The 16,491-nt window shown below is 40.6% G+C and carries 18 protein-coding genes; all 18 read right to left on the reverse strand.

Going from position 1 to position 16,491, the window contains the following annotated elements:
* Positions 1-2 precede the first annotated feature (2 nt).
* The 18 genes from xerC to ffh all read right to left on the reverse strand — a co-directional run bounded on the left by xerC (position 3) and on the right by ffh (position 16,482).
* A complete protein-coding gene (xerC, locus tag NSS70_RS12270) occupies positions 3-914 on the reverse strand; it encodes a tyrosine recombinase XerC (protein WP_340881715.1) in 912 nt (303 codons plus the stop codon).
* A 63-nt stretch (positions 915-977) separates the two neighbouring features.
* Positions 978-2,285 (reverse strand): FADH(2)-oxidizing methylenetetrahydrofolate--tRNA-(uracil(54)-C(5))-methyltransferase TrmFO, encoded by a 1,308-nt coding sequence (gene trmFO, locus NSS70_RS12275; protein WP_066246520.1) that lies wholly within the window; start codon positions 2,283-2,285, stop codon positions 978-980.
* Between the two features lie 118 nt (positions 2,286-2,403).
* Positions 2,404-4,482, reverse strand: a complete 2,079-nt coding sequence (gene topA, locus NSS70_RS12280; protein WP_063388416.1) for a type I DNA topoisomerase — start codon at positions 4,480-4,482, stop codon at positions 2,404-2,406.
* 160 nt (positions 4,483-4,642) lie between these two features.
* Positions 4,643-5,608 (reverse strand): DNA-processing protein DprA, encoded by a 966-nt coding sequence (gene dprA, locus NSS70_RS12285; RefSeq protein ID WP_340787521.1) that lies wholly within the window; start codon positions 5,606-5,608, stop codon positions 4,643-4,645.
* Positions 5,586-6,488, reverse strand: a complete 903-nt coding sequence (sucD, locus tag NSS70_RS12290) for a succinate--CoA ligase subunit alpha (RefSeq protein WP_066246522.1) — start codon at positions 6,486-6,488, stop codon at positions 5,586-5,588. Before sucD ends, dprA begins: the two co-directional genes overlap by 23 nt.
* A gap of 17 nt (positions 6,489-6,505) precedes the next feature.
* Positions 6,506-7,666 carry an ADP-forming succinate--CoA ligase subunit beta gene (gene sucC / locus NSS70_RS12295; RefSeq protein ID WP_063388418.1) on the reverse strand — a complete coding sequence of 387 codons (1,161 nt, stop codon included), beginning with the start codon at positions 7,664-7,666 and terminating at the stop codon, positions 6,506-6,508.
* A gap of 118 nt (positions 7,667-7,784) precedes the next feature.
* On the reverse strand, positions 7,785-8,054 hold the full coding sequence (locus NSS70_RS12300) for an EscU/YscU/HrcU family type III secretion system export apparatus switch protein (protein WP_063388419.1): 270 nt from the start codon (positions 8,052-8,054) through the stop codon (positions 7,785-7,787).
* The gene (locus tag NSS70_RS12305) at positions 8,051-9,538 is read right to left on the reverse strand and encodes a hypothetical protein (protein ID WP_339192943.1); all 1,488 of its coding nucleotides are present in this window, start codon (positions 9,536-9,538) and stop codon (positions 8,051-8,053) included. The genes NSS70_RS12300 and NSS70_RS12305 overlap by 4 nt, the downstream gene beginning before the upstream one ends.
* A 5-nt stretch (positions 9,539-9,543) precedes the next feature.
* Complete coding sequence (locus NSS70_RS12310; RefSeq protein ID WP_094246058.1) at positions 9,544-10,326, reverse strand: ribonuclease HII; 783 nt, start codon at positions 10,324-10,326, stop codon at positions 9,544-9,546.
* 277 nt (positions 10,327-10,603) lie between these two features.
* On the reverse strand, positions 10,604-11,458 hold the full coding sequence (gene ylqF / locus NSS70_RS12315) for a ribosome biogenesis GTPase YlqF (RefSeq protein WP_063388422.1): 855 nt from the start codon (positions 11,456-11,458) through the stop codon (positions 10,604-10,606).
* Positions 11,459-11,467: 9 nt separating this feature from the next.
* Complete coding sequence (lepB, locus tag NSS70_RS12320; protein ID WP_063388423.1) at positions 11,468-12,019, reverse strand: signal peptidase I; 552 nt, start codon at positions 12,017-12,019, stop codon at positions 11,468-11,470.
* A gap of 211 nt (positions 12,020-12,230) precedes the next feature.
* On the reverse strand, positions 12,231-12,572 hold the full coding sequence (gene rplS / locus NSS70_RS12325; protein ID WP_063388424.1) for a 50S ribosomal protein L19: 342 nt from the start codon (positions 12,570-12,572) through the stop codon (positions 12,231-12,233).
* Between the two features lie 129 nt (positions 12,573-12,701).
* Positions 12,702-13,436 (reverse strand): tRNA (guanosine(37)-N1)-methyltransferase TrmD, encoded by a 735-nt coding sequence (trmD, locus tag NSS70_RS12330; RefSeq protein WP_063388425.1) that lies wholly within the window; start codon positions 13,434-13,436, stop codon positions 12,702-12,704.
* Positions 13,433-13,954 (reverse strand): ribosome maturation factor RimM, encoded by a 522-nt coding sequence (rimM, locus tag NSS70_RS12335; protein ID WP_066246531.1) that lies wholly within the window; start codon positions 13,952-13,954, stop codon positions 13,433-13,435. The genes trmD and rimM overlap by 4 nt, the downstream gene beginning before the upstream one ends.
* 10 nt (positions 13,955-13,964) lie before the next feature.
* Positions 13,965-14,345 carry a YlqD family protein gene (locus tag NSS70_RS12340; protein WP_063388427.1) on the reverse strand — a complete coding sequence of 127 codons (381 nt, stop codon included), beginning with the start codon at positions 14,343-14,345 and terminating at the stop codon, positions 13,965-13,967.
* 184 nt (positions 14,346-14,529) lie between these two features.
* Positions 14,530-14,760 carry a KH domain-containing protein gene (locus NSS70_RS12345; protein WP_063388429.1) on the reverse strand — a complete coding sequence of 77 codons (231 nt, stop codon included), beginning with the start codon at positions 14,758-14,760 and terminating at the stop codon, positions 14,530-14,532.
* Between the two features lie 12 nt (positions 14,761-14,772).
* A complete protein-coding gene (gene rpsP / locus NSS70_RS12350) occupies positions 14,773-15,045 on the reverse strand; it encodes a 30S ribosomal protein S16 (RefSeq protein ID WP_063388430.1) in 273 nt (90 codons plus the stop codon).
* Between the two features lie 96 nt (positions 15,046-15,141).
* The gene (ffh, locus tag NSS70_RS12355) at positions 15,142-16,482 is read right to left on the reverse strand and encodes a signal recognition particle protein (RefSeq protein WP_066246533.1); all 1,341 of its coding nucleotides are present in this window, start codon (positions 16,480-16,482) and stop codon (positions 15,142-15,144) included.
* Positions 16,483-16,491 lie beyond the last annotated feature (9 nt).

Consider the following 16,491-nt stretch of genomic DNA (forward strand, 5'->3'; position numbering starts at 1 on the left):
CTTTAAGAATCTTTTGCCCGTGGATGGTAGGCCATATAAACATTTTTTAAATGGTCTTTTGACACATGGGTATAAATTTGCGTTGATGATAAATGAACATGGCCCAAAAGTTCTTGAACACTTCTTAAGTCAGCTCCAGCATTTAAGAGGTGAGTCGCAAAAGTATGCCTAAACATATGCGGATGAAGATGCAGATTTTTTGCTGAATTATCTATCAGCTGTTTTAAGATATACCGAACTCCCCTTGCTGTTAAAGGCTTTCCCCGATGGTTTACAAACAAAAAGCGATGATCCTGTCCGGACTGATTTTTCATCAGCTTGCTTCTGCCATCATGGATATATCGTTCCGCTGCCTGACGTGCATAGCTTCCGAAAGGCACATAGCGCTGTTTGTTTCCTTTTCCATTTACTAAAATGGTCTCAATGGAAAAATCCAGGTCTTCAAGGCGAATTTGGCATAATTCACTCACACGGATTCCCGTTCCATATAAAAATTCCAAAATCAATTGATTCCGCTGCCCGAGCGGATCATTCAGGTCGGAAATGGAAAACAGCATTTCCAGCTCCTCATCAAATAAAAATCTAGGGATCGCTTTTTTTTGCTTCGGAAGTGACACTAAAGAAAAAGGATTGTCCGTTACATGTTTTTCCCGCAAAAGAAAATAATAAAAAGTTCTAATGCTTGAAATTTTACGGGAAATGGATGTTTTGGAATACTTTTTGCTTAAATCCGTCAAAAAAATACGTATATCTGAATATTGAACGTCATCCAGCCTTTCTAACCCTTCTTTTTCCATAAAAGAAAAAAAATCATTCAAGTCATGCAGATAATTCACAATTGTATATTGTGAATAATTTTTTTCAATTTGTAAATATTCAATGAATAAATTTAAATAATTCTTAACATTTTCCACTCTTAGCACCTCACAAAGGGCTACTAAATCGTATCACATTTGCAGTAGCCCTTTCAATCCATTTTATAATTTTTTCGAAATTTTTTGAATAGTTTGAAGTGCTCTTTTTGCCAATTGTTCATTTCTTTCTTTTTTCACTTTAATGTGGGTGTCAAGCGGTTTAAAAAGACCAAAATTCGCATTCATCGGCTGAAAATTATTCGGATCTGCCGTTGTAATATACTTTGCCATGCTTCCCATTGCTGTTTCATCAGGAAATTCAATCAATTCCTTTCCCAAAACGAGGCATGCCGCATTAATGCCTGCTATTAATCCGGAAGCAGCTGACTCAACATAGCCTTCTACGCCAGTCATTTGTCCGGCGAAAAACAAATCCTCGCGCCCTTTATATTGATAAGTTGGTCTAAGCAGTTTCGGGGAATTGATAAACGTATTTCGATGCATCACTCCATATCTGACAATTTCCGCCTTTTCAAGCCCCGGAATCATCTGAATGATTTCCTTTTGCGGACCCCATTTTAGATGAGTTTGGAAGCCGACGATATTATACAAAGTCCCTGCCGCATTATCCTGCCGCAGCTGGACGACGGCAAAAGGACGCTTTCCTGTTTCGGGATGCTCCAAGCCGACAGGCTTCATCGGTCCGAAAAGAAGCGTTTTCTTTCCTCTCTTTGCCATGACTTCAATCGGCATGCATCCTTCAAAAAAGATTTCTTTCTCAAATTCTTTTAGAGGAACAGTTTCCGCGCTGATTAATGCCTCATAAAAGCGATCGAACTCTTCCTCTGTCATCGGACAGTTTAAATATGCAGCCTCCCCTTTGTCGTATCTTGATTTCAAATATACTTTTTCCATATCAATGCTGTCTTTTTCAATTATCGGTGCGGCTGCGTCGTAAAAATATAAATATTCCTCGCCAGTAAGCTTTTTTAATGCTTCCGATAATGCTTCTGAAGTTAAAGGTCCTGTCGCTATTACCGTCGGCCCTTCTGGAATGTCCGTCACTTCTTCGTGAAAGACGGTAATATTGGGATGTTCTTTCACCCGTTTAGTGACGATATCCGCAAATTCGTGGCGATCAACGGCAAGTGCACCCCCAGCCGGAACGGAACATTGATCAGCAGCCGAAATAATTACGGAGTCACACATTCTCATTTCTTCTTTCAATACTCCGACTGCATTTGTCAAAGAATTGGCTCTCAACGAATTAGAGCAGACCAGTTCAGCAAATTTATCCGTATGATGGGCCGGAGTTTGCTTTTTTGGACGCATTTCGTACAAGCGAACTTGAATTCCTCTTTTGGCAATTTGCCATGCCGCTTCGCTTCCAGCTAGCCCAGCACCGATAACGTTGACAACTTGATTGTTCATTTTAGCACTCCTCCGTCTTTATAAAAGCTCTCTTCTTGTTGTGTTTTCGTAAAAAACTGCCGAAATATCTCCATGAAGAAGGTGAGCTTTACATTGCTCACCAAAGAGAAGATATTTGTTAACGCTGCGGTTCTTCTTTATAGTCGCAAGAAGAACATTGCACTTGAACACCTTTTTTCAAACGTTTTTCTACCAAAATTTCTCCACATTTCGGACATTTTCTTTCAACCGGCTTTTCCCAAGAAATAAAATCGCACTCTGGGTAACGGTCACATCCATAAAATACGCGGCGTCTCTTCGACTTTCTCTCCACAATATTTCCCTCATGGCATTTCGGACACTTCAAACCGATTTCTTTTAAAATCGGTTTTGTATTGCGGCAGTCTGGAAAATTGGAGCAAGCCAAAAATTTTCCGTACCTTCCCATTTTGTAAACCATTTCGCTTCCGCATTTTTCACACTTTACACCGGCATATTCATCTTTTATTTCTACCTTTTCCATTTCATTTTCGGCTTTTTTAACATTCTTTGAAAAATCATGATAAAATTCATCAATAATTTTTACCCAATTTACTTTTCCTTCTTCAATATCATCTAAATCATGCTCCATTTTCGCAGTAAATTCCACATCCAAAATTTCAGGGAAAAATTCCATCATCAGCTCGTGGACAATTTGGCCAAGTTCTGTTGGGACAAATCGTTTGTTTTCAAGCGCAACATACCCTCTTCTTTGAATGGTATCGAGCGTCGGTGCATATGTAGAAGGACGTCCTATGCCTAATTCCTCCAGCGTTTTGACAAGCCTCGCTTCCGTATACCTTGGAGGCGGCTGTGTAAAGTGCTGCTCCGGTTTTAAATCTTTTGAAAAGATTTTATCCCCTTCCTGAAGATCAGGCAAAAGACGATTGCTTTTATCTTCTTCTTGATCGTCCGTCCCTTCTACATATACTTTCATAAAACCATGGAATTTGATTTTTGAACCGTTTGCACGGAACATAACACCATTGTTCTCCAAATCAACGCTCATCGTATCCATGACAGCCGGCGACATTTGGCTCGCGATAAATCGTTCCCAAATCAGTTTGTATAATTTATATTGGTCTTTTGTTAAAAAGTCTTTTATTCCATCCGGATTTCGAAAAGCGCTGGTCGGCCGTATCGCTTCGTGAGCATCCTGAACATTGCCTGATTTCTGACTTCCTCTCGTTTTGGCTTGCGCATATTCACTGCCAAACATCTTTTCAATATAACTGATTGCCTCCGATTTCGCTGTGTCTGAAATTCGCGTGGAATCGGTACGCATATAAGTAATCAATCCGACAGTGCCTTCCTTGCCGAGGTCTATTCCTTCATACAGCTGTTGTGCTACCATCATCGTTTTCTTCGCACGGAAATTGAGTTTCCTTGCAGCTTCCTGCTGTAAAGAGGAAGTAGTAAATGGAGGTGCAGGATTTCTTCTCCGTTCTTTTTTTGTTACTTTCGTTACAGTAAACTCATTTCCAATAACTTTTTGGAGCACCTGTTTTACATCTTCTTCTGTTTTCAAATCCTTTTTTTTGCCTTCAACACCCCAAAAAGCAGCTTCAAACGACTCCGTTCCTTTAAGAAAGTCTCCGTTAATCGTCCAATATTCCTCAGGCTTGAAATGTTTAATTTCATTTTCACGATCGATAATTAGACGGACTGCAACAGATTGAACTCTCCCGGCACTTAAACCCTTCTTTACCTTTTTCCAAAGGATCGGGCTGATATTGTAGCCGACCAGCCTGTCTAATACCCTTCTTGCCTGCTGGGCATCAACTAAATCCATGTTAATAGCTCTTGGCGATTTAAAAGAATCTTTGATCGCATCTTTTGTAATTTCATTAAACACAACGCGGCAATCGGATTGGATATCAATATCTAAGCTTTGCGCTAAATGCCACGCAATCGCCTCTCCCTCTCTGTCCGGGTCGGCTGCAAGAAAAACTTTTTTCGCCTTTTTGGCAGCGTTCTTGAGCTCTTTCAGAACCGGCCCTTTCCCTCTTATCGTGATGTATTTTGGTTGAAAATTGTGCTCTATGTCAACTCCCATTTGACTTTTAGGCAAGTCCCGAACATGGCCCATTGAAGCCTTCACGGTATATTTTTTTCCTAAATACTTTTCAATTGTTTTCGCCTTTGCTGGCGACTCCACAATGACTAAGTAGTCCGACATTCATTTTTCCTCCTTAAGAGGTTTTCTCTCTTTTTATGCATCAGTTTATGAAAATGATTGTTGATCATTCAACTGTTAAAATAATCTTCACTATTATTAAATATTCCAATGCATTTTGTCAAACAGTATTCATCAGCTTCCGCCTTTAGACGCAAAAAAATTATTTTTCTTCATACATCGGCTTTAATTCTTCTATAATCTCATCAGGTGACAGGGCAAGCGCTGCCCCTTCCTTTAACAATTGTATATTCCCTTGAAATAATGGATCAAATAATGGCACCGGGGGTGAAAAAACGATTCTCCCTTGTTCCAAAGCATGCTGGGCAGTGATAAGAGAACCGCTTCGTTTGGAAGCTTGAGCAACAAAGGTTCCTAAGCTTAATCCGCTAATAATTCTATTTCGCATTGGAAACATCCATTTTTCCGGTCTTTTATATGGAGGATGCTCAGAGAGGAGAAGATGCTCCTTTTGGATGATTTTAGCCAGCTCCATGTTTTCCTTCGGATAAATATGATCAAATCCGCCAGCGATTACGGCAATTGTTTTCGAATTCTCCTCAATGGCCGTCCAATGGGCTTTCGCATCAATACCGAGGGCAAGCCCGCTGATTATCGTAAATTTTTGCTTCGCCAAATGCGTAACAAAATATTGAACAAGGTCGCAGCCATATTTCGATGCATGACGGGTTCCGACAACGCTTAAATTTCGGATATTTTTTAATAGACTAATATCCCCTTGGCAAAATAAAACGGGAGGCGGATCAAAAATATGCTTTAAATACGTTGGATAATGGGAATCAATGATTGTAATCAGGTGAATATTCCTGTTTTTATAATAGTTTAGCAGGCTCTCCGTTGAAATGGATTGGTAATCTTCTATAAACGTTGAATAGTTTTTAGGAGGAATAAACAGACGGGTGGCTAATGTTTGAGGCGTTAGATGCAGAGCTTCTTCATACATGCCTTCCTGTTCAAAAAGCTGAACGATTCTTCTCTTTGCCGCACCTTGGCAATGAGCGAGTTTTATTAATAAATTTCTAGGATTAATAGCCCTCACCTCAATTCTATAAAGAAGGAATAGCCTTGTGGCTACTCCTTTTGTTTTAATGAGTTTTGCATTTTTCATATAAACCTTTTTCTTTTAAAACTGAGATTAACGTCTCACCAATAACGGAAGGAGTATCTGCGACTTTAATACCACATTCATTCATTTTCTTAATTTTTTCCGCTGCTGTTCCTTTACCTCCGGAAATAATTGCGCCCGCATGTCCCATGCGTTTTCCTGGAGGTGCTGTTTGTCCGCCGATAAATCCTACGACTGGTTTTGTCATGTTTGCTTTAATCCATTCAGCTGCTTCTTCTTCCGCTGTACCCCCGATTTCACCAATCATAATGACGGCATATGTTTCCGGATCTTCGTTAAATGCTTTTAGCACGTCAATGAAGTTTGTGCCGTTTACAGGGTCCCCGCCAATTCCAACAGCCGTTGACTGACCAATGCCTGCTTGCGAAAGCTGATGAACCGCTTCATATGTCAAAGTACCTGAACGGGAAACGACTCCGACATGTCCCTTAGTGTGAATATATCCAGGCATAATGCCGATTTTACATTCGCCAGGTGTGATGACTCCCGGGCAGTTCGGTCCGATTAATCGAGTTTTCTTTCCTTCCATGTATCTTTTTACTTTGACCATGTCTAAAACCGGGATATGTTCTGTAATACAGATGACTAGGTCAAGCTCCGCATCAACCGCTTCCATAATGGCATCCGCTGCAAAAGGAGCTGGGACATAAATAACGGAAGCATTGGCACCGGTTTGTTTCACCGCTTCTTCAACCGTGTTGAAAACCGGAACTCCTTCGACTTCCTGACCGCCTTTGCCTGGGGATGTCCCGCCGACAATCTTCGTTCCGTATTCAAGCATTTGTTTCGTATGGAATAATGCAGTAGATCCAGTAATCCCCTGAACGATTACTTTTGTATCTTTATTAATAAATACGCTCATTCTTCTCCCTCGCTTTCCTATTTCACTAATGAAACGATTTTTTGCGCCCCGTCTGCCATAGACTCTGCAGATGTAATATTTAGGCCTGACTCTTCTAGTATTTTTTTACCAAGCTCAACATTCGTTCCCTCAAGACGAACGACTAGCGGGATCGTCAAGCCAACTTGTTTTGTCGCCTCAACGACACCTTGTGCGATGACATCGCATTTCATAATGCCTCCAAAGATATTGACGAAAATCCCTTTTACGTTTTCATCCGACAAAATAATTTTAAACGCTTCCGTAACCTTTTCTGCCGTTGCGCCGCCGCCGACATCTAGGAAGTTTGCTGGTTCACCGCCGTAATATTTAATAATATCCATCGTTGCCATGGCAAGACCTGCTCCGTTTACCATGCACCCGATATTGCCATCAAGAGCTATGTAGCTTAAATCATATTTTGAAGCTTCAATTTCTTTCGGATTTTCCTCATCTAAATCACGATATTCCAACACATCTTTTTGACGGTATAATGCATTGGAGTCAAAGTTTAGTTTGGCATCCAAAGCCATAACCTTTCCGTCGCCTGTAACGACAAGCGGGTTAATTTCCGCAATGGAGCAATCCTTTTCGACAAATACTTGATAAAGTCCCAACATAAATTTAACAGCTTGTCCGACTAATTCTTTCGGAATGTTAATGTTAAATGCGATTCGGCGAGCTTGGAAAGGTTGAAGTCCTACTGCCGGATCAATATATTCTTTGAAGATTTTTTCCGGTGTTTTCGCTGCCACTTCTTCAATTTCGGTGCCGCCTTCTTCAGACGCCATCAAAACAACGCGGGAGGTTGCGCGATCAACAACAAAACCAACATAATATTCTTTTTTAATGTCACAGCCTTCTTCAATTAAAAGACGTTTGACTTCTTTTCCTTCTGGTCCTGTTTGATGTGTAACGAGCGTTTTTCCTAACAATTCACTAGCATACTCGCGAACCTCTTCTAAACTTTTCGCTACTTTTACTCCGCCAGCTTTCCCGCGGCCGCCAGCATGAATTTGCGCTTTGACTACCACTACGTCAGTACCCAGCTCTTTTGCAGCTTCAACCGCTTCCTCAACGGAAAACGCAACTTTGCCGTTCGGTACCGTGACGCCGTATTTTCTGAGGATTTCTTTCCCCTGGTACTCATGGATATTCATATCCCATCCTCCTAACTTATGTATCTTAGCCTTTTCGAGGCAATTTTAGACTGCGCTTTCATTGTATAAAAATGTTTCATCATTGTCTACCATTCTTTATAAAAAGACGTCGTTTATTTCATCTTTGCTGGTCTAAGCGGTATATAAAGCTTAAAAGCTCAGCTACCACTTCATAAAGCTCCTCGGGAATTTGCTCATTTATTTCCACTTCTGACAAAAGTTCAATAAGCGAGGGATCTTCTTGAATCGGAACATTGTTTTCTCTAGCTTTTTCAATGATTTTTTCAGCGACATACCCTTTACCTTTTGCCGATACTTTTGGCGCGGCGTCCTTTTCATCGTTATAGCTGAGGGCAACAGCTTTTAAATCTTTTGTTTCTTTTTTCATATTTTAATGTCCACCTTCTGGTAAGGTTGTCCGGAAATGACCTTTTGAGTTTGTTCATCCGTTTTTCCCTTTTGGATAGAGACTCCTGTTAAAACATAATTGATTTGTTTTAAATTTTCCTGAAGGCTTCCCAAATGCTGAACAATATCGCTTTCTTCAAGAATGTCGTTGTAAATCGTAACTTTTACAGCGCGATTTTGAATGAATACGTCCACTACTGTTTCTTTTATTTCTTTTAAATACAATGAAAAAACGATTCGGCAAAAATTAGGATTTATTTTTTCTGTTTCGTCTTTTTTTCCGTTGATTTGGATTGTAATATCCGTCCATTGCTCTCCTAACTGAATGGGGACATGAATAAAAAATTGTTCAACAGGTCCTTTTTGTTCCCGCATAAAATGCTGTCCGTTTATGTAATCTAAAGCGCGCTCCATCGCCCCTCTTAAACTTGAATGTTCCATATTTTGCAAATATTTTATAAGCAGCGTCTTTAATGGCCATTCACTCTGACCGCTACTGCTTTCAGCATGTTCAAATAAGCCGATTTTGGCTATCGCTGTTTTTAACAATTGTTTCACTTCTTGAGCGGAAACGTTGTGGATGCTTTGCTGAAACATTGCTTTCAGCGTATTTTTTTCTTCCGCGTTCAGCATTTGTCCAATTCTACTTCCGTCCGCCTTGTCTTTTGTGAATGGTTGAAGCGATGCTTGCTCACTGTTTTCATTCAGTATAAGCTGCTTAATGGCTAGCGGATTTTCTTTCATCCAAAATTCAAGCTTATTCAACAATTGCTTGGAAAAGGTGTCATTTCTTTCTCGCAATATTTGGTTCACTTCTTCGGCTTTATATAGAAAACGAAGGTTTGTAAGCTGAAACAGGTTTCGGTTTAGATCTTTCATGTCCTCGGCTCTTCCGCTATTGTTTAACATTTCGTCTAATTGAAAAAGGAGCTGAGACAGCTTCTTCTCATCTTGAACAGCCAGCAAAGGACGGATGACATGCTCCGCAATTGGCAGTTTTTTTTCAAAAGCGATGAGAAGCGCCTGAAATAAACTTTCACGAGGAGCTTTTCCCTTAAAGGACTGCAAAATGTTGATGGCAAGAGCCAAGTCTTTTTTGGAAAAAGGAATTTCATTTTCCAGCAGCAAATCAATAAGCTGCGAGGCCATATTGTCAGCAGGCAGGCGGAAATGTTCAAGAATAGCTCGGCCTGTATGACCTTCATCTTTTTCCGGAAACAAAAGCTTCAGTCTGATTCCGCTTTCCGTTACTTCAGTCTGAAACCAATAAGTTTTCATTGCTTGAATATCCGCCTCAACAGCAGCGGTTAATTTCATTTTTCCAATTGCAAGCAATGCATGAGAATTAGGATAAATTTTCAACACTTTTCCTTTCACAATCTCTTGATCTTGAAATGTTTTGGCCGCGGGATCAAAAAGAGATTGAAGACTTATCTTCCTAAGAAGAGCAGATATTTCATTCATTCTTATCACCCGTTAAAAAAGTTTAACGCATCTTGTACCGGAGCAAAGCTTTTCCGATGATGCTCCGTCACACCGTGCTTCTCGATCGCTTCCAAATGCTGCTTTGTACCGTAGCCCACATGACGTTCAAAGCCGTATTCCGGAAATTGCTTTCCCAGCTCTTCCATGTACCTGTCTCTCACAACTTTTGCGACGCAGGAGCTTGCTGCAATCGTAATGCTTTTTTCATCACCCTTAATGATGGAAAGCTGCGGAATATTAATTGGTAATTCAAGAGCATCAATCAATAAATGATCCGGCTTTCCCTGCTTTAATTGATCAATGGCTAAAAGCATTGCTTTTTTTGTCGCATTGTAAATGTTTAGTTCATCAATTTCTTTTGCCGACACAAACCCAATCCCGACATCTACTGCCAGATCCATTATGTATTGAAAAAACTCTTCCCGTTTTTGCTTCGAAATTTTTTTCGAGTCCGTCAGCCCCGGCAAATAAAATTCATCAGGCAAAATCACGCAAGCAGCAACGACCGGACCTGCAAGACACCCTCTTCCCACTTCATCAATGCCTGCCAGCATTCGAAATCCCTTTTCTTTCAATTCTCTTTCGTATTTGCACATGTTTTGAAACTGCTGTCTCAATTGCTGCTCTTTTTCATATTGCTTCAGCCATTTTTTTACTAATTTTTGGACGGTTTTCCGCTCATCTTTTTGGCAGGCAAGAAAAAAAGGGTCGTTTATATCATGGATGGCACTGAGCTTTTCTTCAATTTCCTTCGCCGTTAAATTCAACTTTCTTCAACCTCTCCCTTAATATTTGCATTTGTAAATTTCGTTCGAATAGTTTGTACATGAACGGCTTCCTCGGCTGCAATTTGATTAAGCGTCTATTTTTCACATGCTCAAATGACTTTCAAGACTTTTTTACTATTTCTCGAAAGCTTCTTTGGAAGCTCTTTACCCGTCAAGAAAGGAAAACCGATTAACCGGTTAAGCGCCGATTGCACCGCTTCTCTCAAGTGAACGAGTTTTGTTAAAAATAAAATATAGACACGCGGAATGCGTGCCTTTATTCATTTGGCCGGTCAAAACTTATTTTCCCCAGCTTCAATGTCCGAACATCCCTTATGAACACTTCCGCCGTCTTGTCATAGTCTATCAGGCCGCCAGCTGATAAACAGCCTCTTTTTTTTCCAATATGATCAAATAAGTCGACGATTTCATTTTCATTTGATAGATTGTCGATTTGATAGCGATCCATTAAACGATCTGGATAATGCTTGATCAAGTATCGCATCGCATAAGCTGCTACATCCTGCAAATTTAAAATCTCATCCTTAATGGCGCCTGTCGCAGCCAGCTTCAGCCCGACTTCTTCATCTTCAAATTTCGGCCAAAGAATGCCTGGGGTATCGAGCAGCTCCAATTCTTTTCCTGTCTTGATCCAGCTTTGCTGTTTCGTTATGCCTGGACGATCGCCGGTTTTGGCAATGTTTCTTCCTGCAAGGCGATTGATCAGCGTTGATTTGCCGACATTCGGAATTCCAACAATTAATGCGCGGATCGCCCTTGGTTTTACCCCTTTTGCTTTCATTTTTTCACGTTCTTTTTCGAGCAGTTCTTTTGAAAGCTGCACGATTTGTTTTAGTCCTGATCCTGTTTGCGAGTCGATGGCTATTGATGCAATGCCCTGTTCTTTGTAGTACTGAATCCATTCTTTCGTAATGCTTTCGTCTGCCATATCCTTTTTATTTAAAATTAAAATTCTTTTTTTATTGGCAATAATGTCATCAATCATCGGATTTCTCGATGACTGAGGGATTCGGGCATCGACAAGTTCATAGACAATATCTATCAGTTTCAATTTTTCAACAACTTGCCGTCTCGCTTTTGCCATATGCCCTGGAAACCATTGAATCGTCATCTACTTCACCTACTTTACAACTCCAAATTCAGAAAGCGGCCAATAAACAAAATTAGTTTTCCCCATAACTGATTCAATCGGAATGGTCCCTATATGCCGCGAGTCTTTGCTGTATCTTCTATTATCACCCATAACAAACAATTCGCCTTCAGGCACAGTTGATCTTCCAATAATGTCTTCAAGTTTAAATGGTTCTGTTAAAGGGCCATCCACGCCGTTTTGTTTATATTTTTCCAAGTATGGCTCTTCATACTTCTTGCCGTTAATGTAGAGGGTGTCATCTTTATATTCTATATGATCGCCAGGCAAACCGATGACACGCTTAATGTAGTCTTTCTCTTCCGTTGCATGAAAGACGACAATGTCAAAGCGTTTTATTTCACCAAGCTTCGTTCCGATTTTATTCACGATCATTCGGTCCTGGTCTTGTAATGTCGGCATCATGGAAACTCCATCAACGACAATCGGAGCAAAGAAAAACGTCCGAATGACGACCGCCAACAAGACGGCGACACCTAGAGCTTTCATCCACTCAAAAAATTCATTTTTTTTACGTGACATTTCTTTCACACCTTTATGTTTTTAAAATGGTTTTTTATTTATTTTAATACAATTATTGGCTTAACAAAAGAACATGTCCACCTATTTTTAAACAGATTATGCTTTCGTTAAATAATTTTTTCCAAAAATATTAAATGAATTCATAAGTGAATGACTGCTCACATGACAAAAGGGCCTGTATTGAATACAAGCCCTTTTTATGTTCGAATGTTTATCTTTCTTTAATGCGAGCTGCTTTACCATGTAGATTGCGCAAATAGTAAAGTTTTGCACGACGCACTTTGCCTCGGCGAACAACTTCGATTTTCGCAATTCTTGGAGTGTGCAGCGGGAATGTACGTTCAACACCTACGCCGTAAGAAACTTTACGAACGGTAAATGTTTCGCTAATACCGCCGCCGCGGCGTTTAATCACAACTCCTTCAAAAACCTGAATCCGTTCACGGGAGCCTTCAACAACCTTCACGTGAACACGGACGGTATCCCCAGGTCTAAATTCAGGCAAATCTGTGCGAAGTTGTTCTTTCGTAATTTCTTCAATTAATTTTTGCATCGCAATCATCTCCTTCCAACAGATGCTCATACAAGATGCTTGCAGCGGAACATCGTTTTAAAAAGACAAGACCGGCTGTCTATGTCACAAAACGTATCTTATCATAGGAAACAAACCATTTGCAAGCATTCATTTCGCCTTTTTTATTTCTTCCAGCCATTTTTTTTGCTTTTCCGTTAAAGAATAGCCGTCCAATAAGTCAGGTCTGCGCTCCCATGTTCTTCGGAGCGATTCTTTTTCCCGCCATTCGGCTATTTTTTCGTGATGGCCTGACAATAACACATCAGGCACCTTCATCCCCCTGAATTCAGCAGGGCGGGTGTAATGCGGATGTTCAAGCAGTCCCGTTGAAAAAGAATCATTTTGGTGCGATTCTTCATTTCCGAGAACACCTGGTAGAAGACGCACAACACAGTCAATGATGACCATCGCGGCAAGCTCACCGCCTGTCAGGACAAAGTCTCCAATTGAAATTTCGTCTGTCGCAAGAAAACGGATTCTTTCGTCGTAGCCTTCATAATGGCCGCAAATAAATATTAGATGATCTGCTTGAGCCAGCTGCTCTGCTTTTTTTTGGGTAAAGCGTTCTCCTTGCGGACAAACAAGTATGACTTTCGAATGCTGTGCGTTTCGCTTTTCTTTTACAGCCTCAACAGAATGAAAGATCGGCTCCGGCTTTAATACCATGCCGGCACCGCCACCGTACGGATAATCATCGACCGACTGATGCTTGTCTGTTGAATAGTCTCGAAAATTAATAACGTTAATCGAAACAGCATCCTTCTCCTGAGCTTTTTTTAAAATCGATTGGTTAAAAACTCCAGCGAACATATCAGGAAATAAAGTCAGTACATCAATAATCATTTGTCCAATAACCCTTCCATAGGAAAAATGATGACTCGCTTCTCTTTCACATCAATATGTTTCACAACATCCTCGATATATGGAATCAACAAATCTTTTTTGCCTTTTCGTTTGACAACCCACACATCGTTGGCACCGGGCGTTAAAATTTCATTTATGATCCCCAGCTCATCACCGTCTTCGGTATACACGGAGCATCCGATGATTTCATGAAAATAATATTCTCCTTCATCCAGGCTGCCAAGCTGGCTTTCTGGAACCTTTATGTCTGAGCCTTTAAACGGCTCAACCTCATTGATCGAATCATACCCTTCAAAAGACAATAAATCAAAATTTTTATGAATTCGATGAGATTTGACAATAACTTCAACAGGCTCTTTGTCTTTTTGAAAAATGTATAAACGGTTTCCGCGTTTATATCGCTCATCAGGAAAATCAGTTACGGAAACGACGCGCACTTCGCCGCGAATTCCGTGCGTATTGACAATTTTTCCGACTTGAAACCATTTTTCGGCCATATGATCACCTCTAGCGAATCTCTTTTACTACTCCATCTTCGATCACAATCGTTTTTTCATTCAGCAATTGATCCCAGTTGTCGCCTTCTTTTACTTCGATTACTGCGTTCACTTCCCGTTCTTTTAATTCGCTGCCTAGAGGGAGCATATCGATTTGCTGAAGCTTAAATTCCATCAACTTCATTTTTTCCTTTCTTTTGTTGATTTCCTGATGGTACTGGGAAATGATGGACTGGTTTTTTGTTGTTTTTTCAGCTTTTTTCAGCTGAAAATATAATTGATCGCATTCCCGTTTCATTTCTTCTTTTTTTGCCTGCCATTTATGAATCAGTTTTTCCTTGCTGTTTTCCGTCAATATTTGCTTTACTGTGATCGGATAAATGATTTTCATTCCTCTCTCCTCCAGTCATAAAATTGCTCCGAGGAGTATATTCATGGAAGATCCCTCCCGGCTTTTCCCTTCTGGCCAGAAGAGGGAGGTCTGGAATCGTCGCAATTTCAAATGTGATTTTTTGATCCTGCGAAATCAGCTTTTCTTCTTTTGTAAAAAAGGCGAGGAGCAATCCCCTCACCTTTTAATCATTAATTTTAAGCGTTACTCTCATTGATTTGCCGCTAGCCGCTGCATAAACGACCGTCCTGATCGCTTTTGCAATACGGCCTTGTTTTCCAATCACTTTGCCAATATCGTCTTGGTGAACAGAAAGAGTATATACAATTTCACCTTTTTTCTCCTCTCTGTTCACCTTGACTTCATCCGGATGATCAACAATAGCTTTGGCAATTGTTGTTATTAACTGTTCCATAATAATCACACATTATTTACTATATTTCGCATTGTGGAATTTTTCCATAATCCCTTGTTTCGAAAACAGGTTACGAACAGTGTCAGACGGTTTTGCACCGTTTTGAAGCCACTTAAGAGCCAATTCTTCGTCAATTTTCACTTCAGCAGGATCCTTTACTGGATTGTACGTACCGATCGTTTCAATGAAACGTCCATCTCGAGGAGAACGGGAATCAGCTACAACAATGCGATAAAATGGAGATTTTTTTGCACCCATGCGTTTTAAACGAATTTTAACTGCCATATTTTTTTACACCTCCGAAATATTTTCAACAAAATAGAATATTATCAATGATCAAAAAGTTTGTAAAGTGTTTTTTCTTAACAGAATAAATTTTTATTACATAAAAGGAAATTTAAATCCTTTTCGCTTGCCTTTTGTCATTGAAGTCATTTGCTTCATCATTTTTTTCATTTCTTCAAACTGCTTTAAAAGCCTGTTTACTTCCTGGACAGAAGTACCGCTCCCTTTAGCAATCCGTTTTCTTCTGCTTGCATTAATAATTTCCGGCTTCTCTTTTTCTTCTTTTGTCATGGAGCGGATGATCGCTTCAACGTGGCTTAGCTGCTTTTCATCAACTTGAATGTTTTTCAAGCCTTTCATTTTTCCTGCACCAGGCAGCATGGAAATCAACTCATCAAGAGGACCCATGTTTCTTACTTGTTCAAGCTGCTCTAAAAAATCATCAAAGGTAAAAGACATCGTCCTCATTTTTTCTTCCAGCTGCTTCGCTTTCTCCTGATCGACGTTCTCTTGAGCCTTTTCAATCAGGGTTAAGACATCTCCCATTCCTAATATACGCGATGCCATTCGTTCGGGATGAAACGGTTCGAGCGCATCCAGCTTTTCGCCCATCCCGGCAAATTTAATCGGAGCACCTGTTGCCGCACGAATGGAAAGCGCAGCACCGCCACGTGTATCCCCATCAAGCTTTGTCAAAATAACACCGGTAATGCCAAGCTCATCATGAAAGCTTTTTGCCACATTGACGGCATCTTGTCCAGTCATGGCATCGACAACGAGAAAAATCTCATCAGGATTTGCAGCTTCCTTCACCTGCTTTAATTCATCCATCAGATTTTCATCGATATGCAAGCGTCCGGCTGTATCAATGAGAACATAATCATGATGCTCATTTTTGGCGTATTCCAGCGCCTGTTTGGCTATTTCAACAGGGCTTACCTTGTCGCCGAGTGAAAATACAGGCATGCCGAGCTGCTTTCCTAATGTTTCTAATTGTTTAATGGCTGCAGGACGATAAATATCAGCTGCAACAAGAAGCGGGTTTCGGTTATGTTTTTTTCGCAAGTAGTTGGCAAGCTTTCCAGTCGTAGTCGTTTTCCCCGCACCTTGAAGGCCCGCCATCAAAATCACCGTCGGCGGCCGTTTGCTTACGGCAATTTTGCTCTGCTCGCCGCCCATCAGCTCGGTCAGCTCTTCTTTCACTACTTTGATAACTTGCTGGCCTGGTGTCAAGCTTTTCATGACTTCCTGGCCAACAGCCCTTTCGCTGACTTTCTTAATAAAGTCTTTGACGACTTTATAGTTGACGTCCGCTTCCAAAAGAGCAAGACGAACTTCCCTCATCATTTCTTTGACATCCGCTTCAGAAACCTTTCCTTTGCCGCGGATTTTAGCCATCGTGTTTTGCAGTCGGTTGGCTAATCCCTCAAAAGCCATGGCGGCTCC

Origin of the sequence: Aeribacillus sp. FSL K6-2848 (assembly GCF_038004325.1) — a bacterium.
GTDB lineage: Bacteria > Bacillota > Bacilli > Bacillales > Aeribacillaceae > Aeribacillus > Aeribacillus composti.

What these genes read in the sequence shown, in the direction of transcription:
- sucD (WP_066246522.1), bottom strand. Translation starts at nt 6,488, where the DNA reads ATGAGCGTATTTATTAATAAAGATACAAAAGTAATCGTTCAGGGGATT.
- lepB (WP_063388423.1), bottom strand. Translation starts at nt 12,019, where the DNA reads ATGTCACGTAAAAAAAATGAATTTTTTGAGTGGATGAAAGCTCTAGGT.
- dprA (WP_340787521.1), bottom strand. Translation starts at nt 5,608, where the DNA reads ATGAAAAATGCAAAACTCATTAAAACAAAAGGAGTAGCCACAAGGCTA.
- trmFO (WP_066246520.1), bottom strand. Translation starts at nt 2,285, where the DNA reads ATGAACAATCAAGTTGTCAACGTTATCGGTGCTGGGCTAGCTGGAAGC.
- topA (WP_063388416.1), bottom strand. Translation starts at nt 4,482, where the DNA reads ATGTCGGACTACTTAGTCATTGTGGAGTCGCCAGCAAAGGCGAAAACA.
- rplS (WP_063388424.1), bottom strand. Translation starts at nt 12,572, where the DNA reads ATGCAAAAATTAATTGAAGAAATTACGAAAGAACAACTTCGCACAGAT.
- trmD (WP_063388425.1), bottom strand. Translation starts at nt 13,436, where the DNA reads ATGATTATTGATGTACTGACTTTATTTCCTGATATGTTCGCTGGAGTT.
- NSS70_RS12345 (WP_063388429.1), bottom strand. Translation starts at nt 14,760, where the DNA reads ATGGAACAGTTAATAACAACAATTGCCAAAGCTATTGTTGATCATCCG.
- sucC (WP_063388418.1), bottom strand. Translation starts at nt 7,666, where the DNA reads ATGAATATCCATGAGTACCAGGGGAAAGAAATCCTCAGAAAATACGGC.
- ffh (WP_066246533.1), bottom strand. Translation starts at nt 16,482, where the DNA reads ATGGCTTTTGAGGGATTAGCCAACCGACTGCAAAACACGATGGCTAAA.
- NSS70_RS12305 (WP_339192943.1), bottom strand. Translation starts at nt 9,538, where the DNA reads ATGAATGAAATATCTGCTCTTCTTAGGAAGATAAGTCTTCAATCTCTT.
- rpsP (WP_063388430.1), bottom strand. Translation starts at nt 15,045, where the DNA reads ATGGCAGTTAAAATTCGTTTAAAACGCATGGGTGCAAAAAAATCTCCA.
- NSS70_RS12300 (WP_063388419.1), bottom strand. Translation starts at nt 8,054, where the DNA reads ATGAAAAAAGAAACAAAAGATTTAAAAGCTGTTGCCCTCAGCTATAAC.
- NSS70_RS12340 (WP_063388427.1), bottom strand. Translation starts at nt 14,345, where the DNA reads ATGAAAATCATTTATCCGATCACAGTAAAGCAAATATTGACGGAAAAC.
- ylqF (WP_063388422.1), bottom strand. Translation starts at nt 11,458, where the DNA reads ATGACGATTCAATGGTTTCCAGGGCATATGGCAAAAGCGAGACGGCAA.
- rimM (WP_066246531.1), bottom strand. Translation starts at nt 13,954, where the DNA reads ATGGCCGAAAAATGGTTTCAAGTCGGAAAAATTGTCAATACGCACGGA.